The organism is Roseibium denhamense, assembly GCF_009711415.1.
GTDB classification, from domain to species: domain Bacteria; phylum Pseudomonadota; class Alphaproteobacteria; order Rhizobiales; family Stappiaceae; genus Roseibium; species Roseibium denhamense.
In genome coordinates, this window is sequence record NZ_SMLZ01000109.1 from 202,310 (window position 1) to 215,984 (window position 13,675).

At 56.5% G+C, this 13,675-nt stretch carries 12 protein-coding genes; all 12 read right to left on the reverse strand.

All coding sequences use genetic code 11. The features are described from left to right. Positions 1 to 8: 8 nt before the first annotated feature. Complete coding sequence (locus E1180_RS13325) at positions 9 to 593, reverse strand: NADH-quinone oxidoreductase subunit B family protein (protein WP_155191668.1); 585 nt, start codon at positions 591 to 593, stop codon at positions 9 to 11. Next, positions 590 to 1,318, reverse strand: coding sequence for a 2Fe-2S iron-sulfur cluster-binding protein (locus E1180_RS13330; RefSeq protein WP_155191669.1), 729 nt, complete (start codon positions 1,316 to 1,318; stop codon positions 590 to 592). Before E1180_RS13330 ends, E1180_RS13325 begins: the two co-directional genes overlap by 4 nt. Further along, entirely contained in the window at positions 1,315 to 3,195 is a 1,881-nt protein-coding gene (locus tag E1180_RS13335) for an NAD(P)H-dependent oxidoreductase subunit E (RefSeq protein WP_155191670.1), read from the reverse strand. The genes E1180_RS13330 and E1180_RS13335 overlap by 4 nt, the downstream gene beginning before the upstream one ends. A gap of 187 nt (positions 3,196 to 3,382) precedes the next feature. Continuing rightward, entirely contained in the window at positions 3,383 to 5,710 is a 2,328-nt protein-coding gene (hypF, locus tag E1180_RS13340) for a carbamoyltransferase HypF (RefSeq protein ID WP_244314054.1), read from the reverse strand. Positions 5,711 to 5,833: 123 nt separating this feature from the next. Next, a complete protein-coding gene (locus E1180_RS13345) occupies positions 5,834 to 6,985 on the reverse strand; it encodes a M56 family metallopeptidase (RefSeq protein WP_155191671.1) in 1,152 nt (383 codons plus the stop codon). Next, positions 6,972 to 7,367 (reverse strand): BlaI/MecI/CopY family transcriptional regulator, encoded by a 396-nt coding sequence (locus E1180_RS13350; protein ID WP_155191672.1) that lies wholly within the window; start codon positions 7,365 to 7,367, stop codon positions 6,972 to 6,974. The genes E1180_RS13345 and E1180_RS13350 overlap by 14 nt, the downstream gene beginning before the upstream one ends. A 110-nt stretch (positions 7,368 to 7,477) precedes the next feature. Continuing rightward, a complete protein-coding gene (locus E1180_RS13355) occupies positions 7,478 to 7,756 on the reverse strand; it encodes a DUF2160 domain-containing protein (RefSeq protein ID WP_155191673.1) in 279 nt (92 codons plus the stop codon). Next, positions 7,756 to 8,553 carry a carbohydrate ABC transporter permease gene (locus E1180_RS13360; protein ID WP_155191674.1) on the reverse strand — a complete coding sequence of 266 codons (798 nt, stop codon included), beginning with the start codon at positions 8,551 to 8,553 and terminating at the stop codon, positions 7,756 to 7,758. The genes E1180_RS13355 and E1180_RS13360 overlap by 1 nt, the downstream gene beginning before the upstream one ends. A gap of 11 nt (positions 8,554 to 8,564) precedes the next feature. Next, positions 8,565 to 9,431, reverse strand: a complete 867-nt coding sequence (locus E1180_RS13365) for a carbohydrate ABC transporter permease (RefSeq protein ID WP_155191675.1) — start codon at positions 9,429 to 9,431, stop codon at positions 8,565 to 8,567. After that, positions 9,431 to 10,519 (reverse strand): ABC transporter ATP-binding protein, encoded by a 1,089-nt coding sequence (locus E1180_RS13370; RefSeq protein ID WP_155191676.1) that lies wholly within the window; start codon positions 10,517 to 10,519, stop codon positions 9,431 to 9,433. The genes E1180_RS13365 and E1180_RS13370 overlap by 1 nt, the downstream gene beginning before the upstream one ends. Before the next feature lie 11 nt (positions 10,520 to 10,530). Beyond that, positions 10,531 to 11,595, reverse strand: a complete 1,065-nt coding sequence (locus tag E1180_RS13375; RefSeq protein WP_155191677.1) for an ABC transporter ATP-binding protein — start codon at positions 11,593 to 11,595, stop codon at positions 10,531 to 10,533. A gap of 140 nt (positions 11,596 to 11,735) precedes the next feature. Further along, on the reverse strand, positions 11,736 to 13,472 hold the full coding sequence (locus E1180_RS13380) for an ABC transporter substrate-binding protein (RefSeq protein WP_155191678.1): 1,737 nt from the start codon (positions 13,470 to 13,472) through the stop codon (positions 11,736 to 11,738). Positions 13,473 to 13,675: the final 203 nt, after the last annotated feature.

The following is a 13,675-nucleotide window of genomic DNA, read 5'->3' on the forward strand; positions in this document are numbered from 1 at the left end:
CCCGCGCCTCAGTCGAATTTGATCATCTCAGGCTCAAAGCCACGGAACTTGCCGTTCAACAGCTTGGCCAATGTGTCGAAAATTATGTCGCCGCTGGGTGCACAACCCGGGATCTGAAAATCGATCTCCACGACTTGCGCGCACGGATAAACCTCATCAAGCAGCAGCGGCAAAGCCGGGTCATTCGGCACCTGATGAGTTGTGTTCCGGATGTATTTTCCGGTGATATAGGCCTCGTCCAAACATTCCCGAAGCGGCGCATCGGAGTGCATGATCGCATTGCGCATCGCGGGCAGGCCGCCCATGATTGCGCATTGGCCGAGCGCAATCAGCACATCGCAATTGCGGCGGAAGTCGTGCAGCACATGAACGTTTTCCTCGTTGCAGCAACCGCCCTCGATGATCCCGATATCGCAGCGGTCCGTGAACCGCTTCTTGTCGGTTAAGGGCGAACGGTCGACATCGACAAGCTTCATGAGATCAATGAGCCGCTCATCGATATCGAGGATGGCCATATGGCACCCGAAGCAGCCGGCAAGAGACGCCGTCGCAATGCGTGCCTTCCGGTGAGGGGCCGGCGCAAGATCATTCATTTGCGCTTCTCCTCGATTTCGTGACCGATCAGCCCCTTGTCGAACTCACGTTCTCCAATCGGCGTGACAAATCCAACCCGTTTGCGAATGATGCAGCCGACAGGGCATACCTCTGAAGACATTGCATGGTCCGCCGCCTCTGCATCGGTATCGGCAAGGTTCTCTCCATTCACGGCAACCCGGCGGTGAATGCCGCGTCCGACATATCCGAAGACGCCTTTGCCATCGACATCCTGAGACGCGCGAATACAGCGCCCGCAGGAAATGCAGCGGTTCGTATCAAGGGCAATATCCGGGTGGGAGGCATCGAGCGCCCGGCACGGCTCCAGATACGGAAACCGCGTCGCCTCGGTCATGTCGAGCCGGTAAGCCATGGCCTGTAGCTCACAGTTTCCGCTCGCCTCGCAAATCGGGCAGAGGTGATTGCCTTCATGAAAAAGCATCTCCACCAGATCCCGCCGCATTTTGGTAAGGCTGGCCGTCTCATTGTCGACTGACTGACCAGGCGATGCAGGCTGCGTACAGGCCGCAACCGAGCGCCCGCCGGCTTTGACCGTACACACGCGGCAACTGCCCTGATGACGCAGGCCCTCATGGTCACACAGGCGCGGAATATAAACACCGGCCTCATCAGCCGCTTCCATGATGGTTTGACCGGAAAAGGCCTTTACCTCGACACCGTCTATGGTGAAGACGAAACTGGATTCACGCCTGTTATCGCTCATTGGCTGAAATCCCTGTCAAAAATATAGGATCGGCGCTTAGCGATCTTGCGCGCACTCTCAATAGCCGACTGAATATCAAAGGTGGCGCGGATGCCGTCCTGGCTCGGCTTGACAACGGCGGAATAAACCAGCGGAAAATTCTGCAAGGTGGACAAGATCGGATTGGGCGATGTCATGCCAAGACCGCAACGGCTGGTCTCGATGATGGTGCCAGACAGGTCCTTGAGGTAGTCGATGTCCTCTGGGTTCGCGAGACCCTTCTGGAATTTCTGAATCGCCTTTTGCAGGAACACATTTCCAACGCGGCACGGTGTGCAATAGCCACAACTCTCGTGCACGAAGAAAGACATGTAGTATTCAACGATCTCAAGAATGTTCCGCTCACCGTTAAAGACGATGATGGCCCCGCCCGTTGCCAGATCGTCAAAGGTGAGTTTGCGGTGAAAGCTGTCGCGGGCAATCATGGCACCGCTCGGGCCGCCAACCTGGACAGCGGTCGCGTCCTCACCGCCGACAATCTCCAGAAGCTCCCACATGGTGTGGCCATAGGGGAGTTCGTAGATGCCAGGGTTCAGACAATCACCGGATACGGAAAAGAGCTTGGTCCCATGGCTGCCATCGGTTCCCATGTCATGAAACCACGCCGCTCCTTTGTCGAGGATCCGCGCCGCATGGCAGAAGGTCTCAACATTGTTGACGACTGTCGGATAGCCGAGATAGCCGCGATTGACCGGAAACGGTGGCCGGGTTTTGGGTTCACCCGATAGACCTTCACAGGAACTGATGAGCGCACCCTCCTCACCGCAGATATACGCCCCCGCTCCGAGTTGAAGCCTGATGTCGAAGGTGAAGCCCTTCTTGCCCATGATGTCGGATCCAAGAAGTCCGCGTGACCTGCGGTCTTCGAGAACCTGTTCAATCAGCTCGCGCAGGTAAACATATTCGCCGCGCAGATAGAGGATACCCTCCTTGGCTCCAACAGCCCGGGCTGCGATTGTCATGCCTTCGATCAAGAGGTGCGGACGTTCGGTGAGCAAAACCCTGTCCTTGAAGGTGCCCGGCTCCCCCTCATCCGCATTACAGATGATGAAATGCTTTTCGGCGGTCTCGGATGCTGCAAACCGCCACTTCCGGCCAGTAGTGAACCCGGCACCGCCGCACCCGCGAAGACCGCTGGCCTCAACTTGGTTGACGATTTGTACCGGCGTCATCGAAAGCGCCTTGACCAGGCCCGCGTCTTCAGGAACAGGGCCCAGCAGGCACTCACCGGCGTGCCGAATATTGTTGTCCACCTGCCGGAGTGCCCGTTCATGCGGGCTGAGGTGATTGAAACGGTCACTGACAAGGGTTTCAGGCGCAGTTCCCGACTGCAAGGCCTCTGCCGCGGACCGCGCTGTTTCAGGTGTCAAACCGGTCAGGACAATATCATTGATCATGGCCGCAGGCGCTTGATCGCACATGCCGATGCAAGGTGTCACTTCAAGGGAAAAGGCACCATCGGCAGATGTTTCGCCCACTTTGATCCCGAGAACCTCTTCAAATGCGGCCGTAACCCCTTTGAGATCGGAGTATCGGTCGACAATATCGTCACACAGCCGGATGGTGACCCGGCCTTTTGGTGTCAGCGATAGAAACGAATAAAAACTCGCGACACCTTCAACTTCGATCCGCGTCAGATCTGTGGCCTCGGCGATCTTGTTCATTGTAGCCGGAGCAATCCACCTGTAGCGATCCTGCACGGCGCGCAAGATATCGAGCATGCGGTGTTTGTCATTGTCAAAGCGCTGGCAGATTTCTGCGATAACCGTCGCAGATGCAGGATCAAGATCACATGAGGGAGCTTTAATGCCATTGGTATGTTCTTGCCCGTTATCCATGACGCACCCCACAGACCTGAACACAGATCAATTCATCAAAGGCAGATGAATACGCGCGTTTTGGGCTCATGAGCAGTCTGAAGGCCATTGTCAAAACTCCCTGAACCAAAGGTCGCAGAGATAGCCCGAAGCGTCTTTGAGACATATCAAGTACCGGCAGCCGGCCGGTGGAACCGCGTGGCGGCGGTCAGTGCGCCCGGGTGACAGCAGCCGCAACCGCCTGTCCGAGAGCAAGCCCGCCGTCATTGCACGGCGCTTGTTTGGAAAAGAGGAGGGTCCAACCTGCCTGTTCAAGACGATCCCTCAAGCCTTCCCGAAGGATACGGTTTTGAAAAACACCACCGGACAAAACCACATGTCCAGGTGTCGAACCGGACACCGCCGCGAGGCCACTTTCAAGCGCATCAATTAGCCCCAAATGAAACCGTGCCGCGATCCGGCCATCTGCAACCAGATTACGCTTGTCTTGCAAGAGCTGCTCCCACAGGGGCTTCATACCGATCTCCAGAAGCGCTTTTTGCTCTAGGAACACCTTATAACCGGCTTCATCTGGCACATACGGTGCAGCGGCTGCCTCCAGCAACATGGCCGCCTCACCTTCAAAACTCTGGCGATCAACGCAAAGGTCCAGAGCCGCTGCAACAGCATCGAACAAGCGTCCGGCAGAAGTTGAAACGGGTGCGTTGACGCCCTTCTCCATCATCGTGTCGAGCAGAGCCGATCTCCGGCTGGAAAACAGATCCACAGACACAGGGTCTGCAAGAACCTCGCGCCATGACACTCCGAAACAATTCCTGAGATGGGCTTGAAGATTGCGCCAAGGCTCCACGCTTGCAGAAGCACCTCCGGGCATTGGCACCGCCTGGAGGTGGCCTAGGCGCTGGAAGCTCGCGAAATCACCTTGCAGAATCTCACCACCCCAAACCGTTCCATCCAGACCCCACCCCAATCCATCCAGGATAATGCCGTATGCGGGCCGACACTGCTCGGTCGCAGCTTGGCATTCAGCCAAGACAGCGCACAGATGTGCATGGTGATGTTGAACCTTTACGAGCTCAGCTCCCAGCTCGTCCGCAAGCTCGCGGCCAAATTCGGTCGAACGATACTGGGGATGCTGGTCAACCGCGATGATGTCAGGTTTGAATTGATAGAGCTCCAAGTAAAGCCGAAGAGCCTTCCTGTAGTCCTTAAATGTAGCGGCATTTTCAAGATCGCCTATATGTTGGGACAAGACCGCATTCCGGCCATTCAAAAGACAAAAGGCTGCCTTCAACTCCCCTCCCATCGCAAGCACTTTTGGCGCATTCGCAAAGCTATCCGGGAGCCTTATCGGGCTTGGAGCCAATCCTCTCGCTCTGCGGATCACGACCGGCCCGCGCTTCTCCCACTGAAGAACACTGTCATCAACCCGGTTCACGATCTCCCGGTCATGCATGAGAAATCCGTCGACCAGGGCGCCAAGGCGCTGTGTTGCGCCATGGTTACTAATCTCCTGCGGATTGTTGGACAGATTGCCGGACGTAAGCACGATCGGAACGTCAAGCTGCGTCATAAGCAGATGATGCAAAGGTGTGTTTGGCAGCATCATGCCGAGCCGCGGCTGTTCGAAGGCAATCTCATTGGGCAGAGACGCGCCCTCCTTTTCGAGGAGAACGATGGGCGCTTCAGGGCCGGCGAGCATGTATTCTTCGCTCTCGCTGACACGGCAATACTGGCGGACCTGGGCAATATCCCGCGCCATCAGAGCAAACGGCTTGCGTGGCCGGTTCTTTCGAAGGCGAAGCCGTTTGATCGCCTCTGAATTTCCCGCATCGCAGGCAATCTGAAAACCACCCAAACCCTTGATTGCGACGATATCACCCTGTTTCAAACGCCTCGCAACCTTGGCAAAGACATCCTGCCCGTCGCGGTTTCCTTTAAGATCTTCAAACCAAAGCCTGGGTCCGCAATCCGGACACGCATTTGGCTGCGCATGAAAACGCCGGTCATCCGGATCTTCATACTCCGTCCGGCACCTGCGGCACATGTCGAACACGGCCATCGATGTCGACGGGCGGTCATATGGGATTTGGCGCAGGATGGAGAGCCTTGGCCCGCAATGGGTGCAGTTTGTGAACGGATAACCGAAGCGCCTGTTTGCCGGATCAAAAATCTCTTTAAGACACTGAGGACATGTCGCAGCATCTGGCACCACGCCCGTAGGCGCGCTCCCGTCCACGCTTGCAGCAATGGTGAACCCTGCAGGTGGATTGCAAGTCTTAGCCGAAACCGAGACCGCATCTATCCGGGCCAATGGCGGTAGATCCTCGAGTAGCAAGCTGCTGAATTGCTTCAAATTGGCTTCGGACCCGAAAACCTCGATCAAAACGTCCGAACCGTCATTCAAGACGGAGCCTTTAAGCCCAAGCCGGGAGGCCAATCGCCAGACGAAGGGACGGAGCCCGACACCTTGCACGAGCCCGCTAACGCGTATCGAGTGCCCAATGCCTGGCATGGATGTCTGAAGTTCGGTCAATGGGGTCGCGGTATCTGGTCACGAAAACGATGTCTAATGTCTCTCAGAAGGCGTGACTGCTACAAGATGGATTTCAAAAAAAACGCGCCGTGAAGGCGCGCTCGATCAGGCTATTGGAGGAAATCAGTCCGGTCTTTGCGCCAGCGTATTGATCGTTTCCAAGCGTTCCAGATTGATGATTGCCGACAGCATCAGCCGGTCCTGGCTCCAGTCCGCAGGCTTTTGCAAGGCAACACCGGCCATCAGGATGACGCCGGCCACAGGCAGGACCACCAAGGCCAGAACACTCCAGTGCGGGCGCAGCGAGCGTGTTTCAAGAAGCGCCTCGACCCGGCTCCGGAGTTTGTTCGCAGGCGACTTGCGGAAGAGCCGTTTATGAACATCCAGAAGAGCGACCGTGGCGATCGCCACCCGCTTGCCGCCAAGTTGTTCCTGCCGGCGGCGCACGCCGAATTCGGCCGCACGCAACAAGCACATGCAGTAAGATTTAAGGTCAACGCCGCGCCGTTCCGCAACGGCCTGATCGCACGCCAGCTCCCGGATGGTTTCCACTTCCTGTTTCCAGTAGAAGAAGGCTGGATTCCAGAAAAAGAGCGGGCGCACGATCTCAAGCACCATCTCCCAGACGAGGTCCCCTTGCCGGATGTGCTGGTACTCATGCTTCAGCACCATCTTCACATCCTCCGGCGATGCCAGCATCTCGGTTGGAACCACAACATAGTTCTTGAAGATCCCGCGTGCTGAAAACGGTGTTGCCACGGTGTCGGACAGCTTGAGCACAAGACGGCCATGGCTGCGCCAGTGATGGCTCTCCGCCAGGAGGCGCCGAAGCCGGGTCAGGCTCAAGAAGAGTTTTCCGATCCCGAAAGCGACACTTGCCGCGAAGGCGGCTGCAATCCCCAATCCAATGCCCGGCGCAGCGGTGACGATACTCTCAGTCAACCAGGCGCGGAAACCGAGCAGAGATTGGAACTCCTCTGCCGGAAGGGCAATCCCGCCGCGCAGATACTGGGACACGGCATAATCGGAGAGGTTCACCGCCATATAGGCCGGAACAGCGCCTTCCGAATGAAGATGCGCAAATGCCAGAACCCCAAGCGGGGATAAGAAAACGAGAACAAGCACAGTGTTGAGAAGCGACAGTTGAACAGGAAAAGCGAGCTTTAGGCCCAACCGGCTGCCGATGTGCTTTGCGATTACCCACAACACCACCGCAAGGCCAAGTGTTATGTTCAGATCGATATAAATATCGAAGATCTGGTTAGTCAGCGTCATCTGTCCTCCTCCTGTCCAGCAACGCCCTAATTTCCTCCAAATCATTCTCCGAAAGCTCGTATTCGTCGACAAGCCGCGCCACCATGGATGCAGGCGTACTATCGAACAGTTTTTCTGAGAGATTTCTGAGAGAACGGGACTGGTAGGTGTCTTTGGTCAACCGAGGGGAATAGATGAATGTCTTGCCTTCTTTGCGGCTGTCCACGAAGCCCTTTTCATCGAGGATACGCATGATTGTGGCACAAGAGGTGTATGCGAGTTTGCGCTGAGGCGGGAGGCATGCCTGCAGATCCCGCACAGACCCTTCGCCGATCTTCCAGAGCTCGCTCATGAACTCAAGTTCGACTTCGGTCAGAAACTCGTTACTTTTCCGCTTTGCCATTTCCCTGCTGCACCAGTTGCGATGTTGATACGGGCTTACGTCTGACAGATTTGCACGAAAGCAAAGAATTTAGCCAGCCCTTCCGCACAGAAGGGCTGGCCCGTGTTTGGTTACACTTTCCAGAAGCAGAACACGCCCCAGGCGATGCTGATGGCCAATGGCCACCAAAGAAGTCCGCCTATGAACGCCAGCCAGGCGAGGAAGATATAGGCTGTGCCAAGCAAAGTGATGAAGAGACGGTCGCCCCGGGTCGTGGTGAGCCCCAGAACACCCTGCCGTTCATGCCCACCGGGATAGCGAACTTCAAGCACTGTCAAGAGGCCAATTGCCGAGAAGATGCCGACGAACAAGAGCGCTGTCGGCCAGGTCCAAGCCATCCATTCAAACATCAGACCCTCCCCAGGGCAAAGCCCTTGGCAATGTAGTTACGCACGAAATAGATGACGATCGCGCCCGGAATAATGGTGAGCGTTCCGGCGGCGGCCAGAAGCCCGAGTTCGTATCCAGCCGATGATGCTGTCCGGGTCATCACTGCGGCAATCGGCTTGGCCTCAACCGCCGTCAGCGTTTTGGAAAGCAGCATTTCCACCCAGGAGAACATGAAGCAGAAGAATGCCGCCACACCCACGCCGGATTTGATCGCCGGCAGGAAGATGGTCATGAAGAACCGCGGAAAGGAATAGCCATCCACATAGGCAGTCTCATCCAGTTCTTTCGGCACCCCGCTCATGAAGCCTTCCAGGATCCAGACCGCGAGCGGAATGTTGAACAGGCAGTGAGCAAGTGCGACGGCGAGGTGCGTGTCGAACAGGCCAACGGCCGAATAAAGCTGGAAGAACGGCAGGGCAAAGACCGCTGCCGGTGCCATCCGGTTTGTCAGCAGCCAGAAGAACAGATGCTTGTCGCCCACGAAAGAATAGCGTGAGAATGCATACGCTGCCGGAAGCGCCACGGTCACCGAGATGACGGTATTCAGCGTCACGTAGATAATGGAGTTGATGTAACCCCAATACCAGGTCGGGTCCGTGAAGATCTCGATATAGTTATCGAACGTCCACGTTTGCGGAAAGAGCGAGAATCCGGACAGGATTTCGTTCGTGGTTTTGAAACTCATCGCGACGAGCCAGTAGATCGGCAGCATCAGGAAGAGGATGTACAGGATGGGAACCAGGCTTCTCATTCTCATGATGGTTCTCCTCAAGCTTTATTATCGTCTTTCGTCATCACCGTGTAGAACAGCCAGGAGGCGAACAACGTGATGGCGAAGTAGATGAGAGACATGGCAGCTGCGGGACCAAGGTCGAACTGACCAAGGGCGATCTTCACGAGGTCGATCGACAGCAGCGTGGTCGAGTTGCCCGGACCACCACCGGTGAGAACGAACGGTTCGGTATAGATGTTGAAGCTGTCCATGAAGCGGAGCAGCACAGCGATCGTCAGAACCGTTTTCATCTTGGGCAGCTGAATGAAACGGAAGACGGCCCAGTTGGAAGCCCCGTCAATCTCGGCAGCCTGGTAATAGGCGTTCGGGATCGACACGAGACCAGCATAAGCAAGCAGCACGACCAGCGACGTCCAGTGCCAAACATCCATGACGATGATGGTTACCCAAGCCGCCACCGGATCCTGTGTCATGTCATAGGATATTCCGACAACATGGTTCAGGAAGTAGCCGAGCAGGCCGATGTCCGGAAGAGTGAAGATGTTCCACATCGCGCCAACCACGTTCCACGGGATCAGCATCGGCAAGGCCATGAGGACCAGACAGACCGGAACCCAAGGTCCCTTGCGCGGCATCGCAAGCGCAATCGCCACACCAAGCGGAACCTCGATGATGAGGATCATGAAAGTGAAGAAGAACTGACGTCCGAGCGCGTTATGGAAACGTTCCGACCGAAGGACCTCTTCAAACCAGCGCAGGCCTTCCCAAAAGAAAAGGTTGTCACCAAAGGTCTCCTGAACCGAGTAGTTCACAACGGTCATCATCGGGATGAGCGCGTTGAACGCCACCAGGAACAGAACCGGCAGAACGAATAACCACGCCCGTTGATTTTGCGTTTTCATTAGGCTGCCTCCCCCGGAGTGCTCGCCAGCCAGCCATCTTTGTAAAGACGCGTCTGGGATTGTTTGAACGACAGGGTGACGGCCTCGCCAGCAGACGGCGCTTCCCCTTCAAGGATCGCATGGATGCGCTGATTGTGGGCAATCGCCTCGACGACCTTGTGCCGGCCGACATCGGACACTTTCCGAACTTGGGCAGACACTCCGGCACCGGACTTTTCAATGGTCACAAATTCCGGGCGGATACCGATTTCGGCAGCTCCGTTCGCGACACCTTGAGCAGGCCCTTCCAAGGCGACCTGCGCATCGCCGAAGAAGGCAGCACCTTCCTTGACATCGCACGGAAGCACATTCATGCCCGGCGATCCGATGAAGTGGCCAACGAATGTATGGGTCGGGCGTTCAAACAGCTCGACAGGTGTGCCCATCTGAACGATTTCGCCGTCCTGCATTACCACGACCTTGTCAGCGAATGTCAGCGCTTCGGTTTGATCGTGCGTCACATAGATCATTGTGGCCTTCACCCGCTGGTGAAGTTCCTTCAGCTTGGACCGGAGCTTCCATTTCAAATGCGGATCGATCACGGTCAGCGGTTCATCGAACATGACAACATTGACGTCTTCACGCACGAGCCCGCGGCCCATGGAGATTTTCTGCTTGTTGTCGGGAGACAAGTTGGCTGCCCGGACATTCAGCATGTCCGTCACTTCGAGCATTTCGGCAATGCCGGTGACCCGCTTCTTGATGATGTCTTCATCGCGGCCGCGGTTACGAAGTGGAAACGCCAAATTGTCGTAAACGGTCATCGTGTCGTAGATCACCGGGAACTGGAACACCTGCGCAATATTCCGCTTGGCCGGCGGTAGGGTCGTGACATCCTGATCATCGAACAGGATCTTGCCCTCGGACGGGACCAGTAGACCGGAGATGATGTTAAGCAGCGTGGACTTGCCGCAACCCGATGGCCCGAGCAGCGCGTAGGCTCCGCCATCTTCCCAGGTCAGATCGATTTTTTTCAAGGCGTAGTCTGCATCACCCTTCGGATCAGGGTGATAGCTGTGCCGCAGGTTTGAGAGTTTGATTTGTGCCATAGGTCCTCTCCTTATGCGGCCAACGCGCCGTCGGCGCCGAAGAAGAAACAGTGGGTCGGGTCAAGATAAAATGCGTGAACCTCGCCGACGAAATACGGATGCACACCGGCCGACAGGGACACCCAGGACTGGCCGCCCATATCGAAATGCGCGCTGCTTTCAGAACCGCTGAGTTCCGTCACCTGCACGTGGCCTTCAAGGCGCACCGAGCATTCCGGCGTTTCGACCGGTAGAACGTGATGCGGGCGGATTGCAAGGGTGTAGGGTCCGTCCTTCAGACTTGCCACGGCCCCCGTCGCCGTCCAGCGAACGCTATCGCTGAGGACAACTGTATCGCCCTGCTTGACCACATTCGCCGTGTTGATCGGCGGATTGGAGAACACCTTCGCCGCGTCGAGATCTTTCGGGTTGCGGTAGATTTCCGAGGTCGGGCCGAACTGGACGACGTTTCCGTCGGTCATCAGGGCCGTGTGACCGCCGAGGAGCAACGCTTCTTCAGGCTCGGAAGTCGCGTAAACAACCACGGCACCGCGCCCGGCAAAGAGCTCGGGCAGCTGATCACGCAGCTCTTCCCGCAGCTTGTAATCGAGGTTGGCGAGCGGCTCATCCAGGAAAACGGCATCGCTTTCTTTCACAATGGCGCGGGCAAGCGCGCACCGTTGCTGCTGTCCGCCGGACAGCTCATGCGGGTTCCGCTTGAGATAGGGCGCGAGCTTCATCAAGCCGGCAGCTTCTTCAACACGCCCTGCGATTTCCGACTTGGCGACCCCGGCAATCTTGAGCGGGGAGGCAATATTGTCGAACACCGACATGTGCGGATAGTTCACGAAGAACTGGTGCACGAGGCTAATGTTGCGCTTTTGCGCCGACAGTTTGGAGACATCCTTGCCGTTGAGGATGATTTGACCGGATGCCAAGCCATCGAGGCCAGCCATCAGTTTGATAAGCGAGGTTTTGCCTGCGCCTGTTTCACCCAGCAAGACATTGAAGTGGCCTGGCTTGAGCGTCAGGCTGGTTTCTTTGACATGGCAAATGCCACGCACGCGTTTGCTGACGTTTTTTAATTCTAAAGACATGGATATCGCGCCCGCGTCCGGGCAGCACCTCTTCAGGCGGAACCTATGGATTCCGCAGGTCTGCCACTTTCGGATCGGTAGTGGACCGGGGACACATGCCCCGGTCCGGTTCTTGTGTAGAGTTTAGGTTTCCGAGGAGCTTACTGCTGCCAGCGGGCAACCAGCTCGTCGTAGTTAACGGTCTCGCCCTGAGGCTTCTCGTTAGCAAGTTTCGCCTTCGGAGCGCCCGGCTGGGACAGCCAGTACTCAGGATCCTGAGGCTCGTTCAGACGCGGACCGCAACCACCGTAGACGTTGGCGCGTTCGTCAGCCTGCTGCATGCGGGACATGACGGTGTCCATTTCCTGAGCGAGGCGGTCCATAGCCTCTTGCGGCGTGAAGGCACCGGAGTTCACGTCACCGATCTGCTGCCACCAGATCTGGGCCAGCTTCGGATAGTCCGGAACGTTGACGCCAGTCGGGGACCAGGCAACACGGTCAGGAGAGCGGTAGAACTCAACCAAGCCGCCGAGTTTCGGAGCACGCTCGGTGAAGGACTCGTGGTTGACGGTGCTGTCGCGGATAAACGTCAGACCCACGTGGCTCTTCTTGGTGTCAACTGTCTTGGAAACCACGAACTGAGCGTAGAGCCAAGCAGCTTTTGCACGGTCTTCCGGAGTGGACTTCAGGATAGTCCAGGAACCCACGTCCTGGTAACCGACCTTCTGGCCATCTTCCCAATAAGGACCATGCGGGGACGGAGCCATACGCCACAGCGGAGCACCCTCTTCGTCCACGGTGTTGTTGCCTTCGGACTGCGGCTTGACCATGTCCGCGGTAAACGCGGTGTACCAGAAGATCTGCTGAGCAACGTTGCCCTGGCTGAGCGCCGGCAGAGACTGGTAGAAGTCGAAGCTTGCAGCGCCTGGAGGCGCATAGTTGCGCAGCCACTCGTCCCATTTGCGGATCGCGTAGACCGCAGCCGGACCGTTTGCGGCACCACCACGGGACACGGATGCGCCAACCGGGTTACAGGTGCCTTCTTCCATGCGGATGCCCCATTCGTCGACAGGGATGCCGTTCGGCTCACCCTTGTCGCCAGCACCTGCCATGGACAGCCACGCATCGGTCATGCGCCAGCCAAGATCCGGAGCACGCTTACCGTAGTCCATGTGGCCGTAGATCTGGACGCCGTCGATTTCCTTCACATCGTTTGTGAAGAACTCGGCGATGTCCTCGTATGCGGACCAGTTGACCGGAACACCCAGATCATAACCGTACTTTTCCTTGAAAGCGGTTTTCAGATCTTCACGGTCGAACCAGTCTTTGCGGAACCAGTAAAGGTTCGCGAACTGCTGGTCAGGCAACTGATACAGGTCACCATCCGGACCGGTGGTGAACTGGGTGCCCATGAAGTCGTCAAGATCAAGACCAGGATTGGTCACGTCTTTTGCAGGGCCTGCCATCCAGTCGGTGAGGTTCACGGCGAGCTGCAAACGGGAGTGCGTACCGATCAGGTCGGAATCATTGACATATGCATCATAGAGGTTCCGGCCGGTCTGCATCTGGGTTTGCACAGCCTGAACAACTTCACCTTCACCGAGGATCTGATGGTTCACCTTGATGCCGGTGATTTCTTCAAATGCCTTGGTCAGAACTTCTGACTCATAAGAGTGAGTCGGAATACCTTCGGACAGGACATTGACTTCCATACCGTTGAACGGCTCAGCCGCCTCGATGAACCACTGCATCTCTGCAAGCTGCTCATCTTTGGTCAGTACGGATGGCTGGAATTCCTGGTCGATCCACTTTTTTGCCGCCTCTTCGTCGGCAAAAGCAGACCCGACACCCGCAAGCACAGCACCAGCTGCTACTGCGGAGAGTAGATACTTACGCATCTTAAGTCTCCTCCCGTGAGATTATCGCGCCGCATTTCAACGGCTGCCACTAGATGGCCACAATGTCACAGGGTTGTCAAACTAAAATTTTAGTAGACGGACAAGGGAGAGGCAAGATTGATCAAAATATTGTTTTTATTGACTTTTCTGAAAAAATACGCCGCAGAAAAAGTCAAGTTTTCGAAGGTCAGAGGGCCTTCTTT

Excerpts from the sequence above, each read along its gene's own strand:
- E1180_RS13345 (WP_155191671.1), bottom strand. The coding sequence starts at position 6,985 with ATGACGCTGACTAACCAGATCTTCGATATTTATATCGATCTGAACATA.
- E1180_RS13365 (WP_155191675.1), bottom strand. The coding sequence starts at position 9,431 with ATGAAAACGCAAAATCAACGGGCGTGGTTATTCGTTCTGCCGGTTCTG.
- E1180_RS13325 (WP_155191668.1), bottom strand. The coding sequence starts at position 593 with ATGAATGATCTTGCGCCGGCCCCTCACCGGAAGGCACGCATTGCGACG.
- E1180_RS13370 (WP_155191676.1), bottom strand. The coding sequence starts at position 10,519 with ATGGCACAAATCAAACTCTCAAACCTGCGGCACAGCTATCACCCTGAT.
- E1180_RS13330 (WP_155191669.1), bottom strand. The coding sequence starts at position 1,318 with ATGAGCGATAACAGGCGTGAATCCAGTTTCGTCTTCACCATAGACGGT.
- E1180_RS13355 (WP_155191673.1), bottom strand. The coding sequence starts at position 7,756 with ATGTTTGAATGGATGGCTTGGACCTGGCCGACAGCGCTCTTGTTCGTC.
- E1180_RS13380 (WP_155191678.1), bottom strand. The coding sequence starts at position 13,472 with ATGCGTAAGTATCTACTCTCCGCAGTAGCAGCTGGTGCTGTGCTTGCG.
- E1180_RS13360 (WP_155191674.1), bottom strand. The coding sequence starts at position 8,553 with ATGAGAATGAGAAGCCTGGTTCCCATCCTGTACATCCTCTTCCTGATG.
- E1180_RS13375 (WP_155191677.1), bottom strand. The coding sequence starts at position 11,595 with ATGTCTTTAGAATTAAAAAACGTCAGCAAACGCGTGCGTGGCATTTGC.
- E1180_RS13335 (WP_155191670.1), bottom strand. The coding sequence starts at position 3,195 with ATGGATAACGGGCAAGAACATACCAATGGCATTAAAGCTCCCTCATGT.
- E1180_RS13350 (WP_155191672.1), bottom strand. The coding sequence starts at position 7,367 with ATGGCAAAGCGGAAAAGTAACGAGTTTCTGACCGAAGTCGAACTTGAG.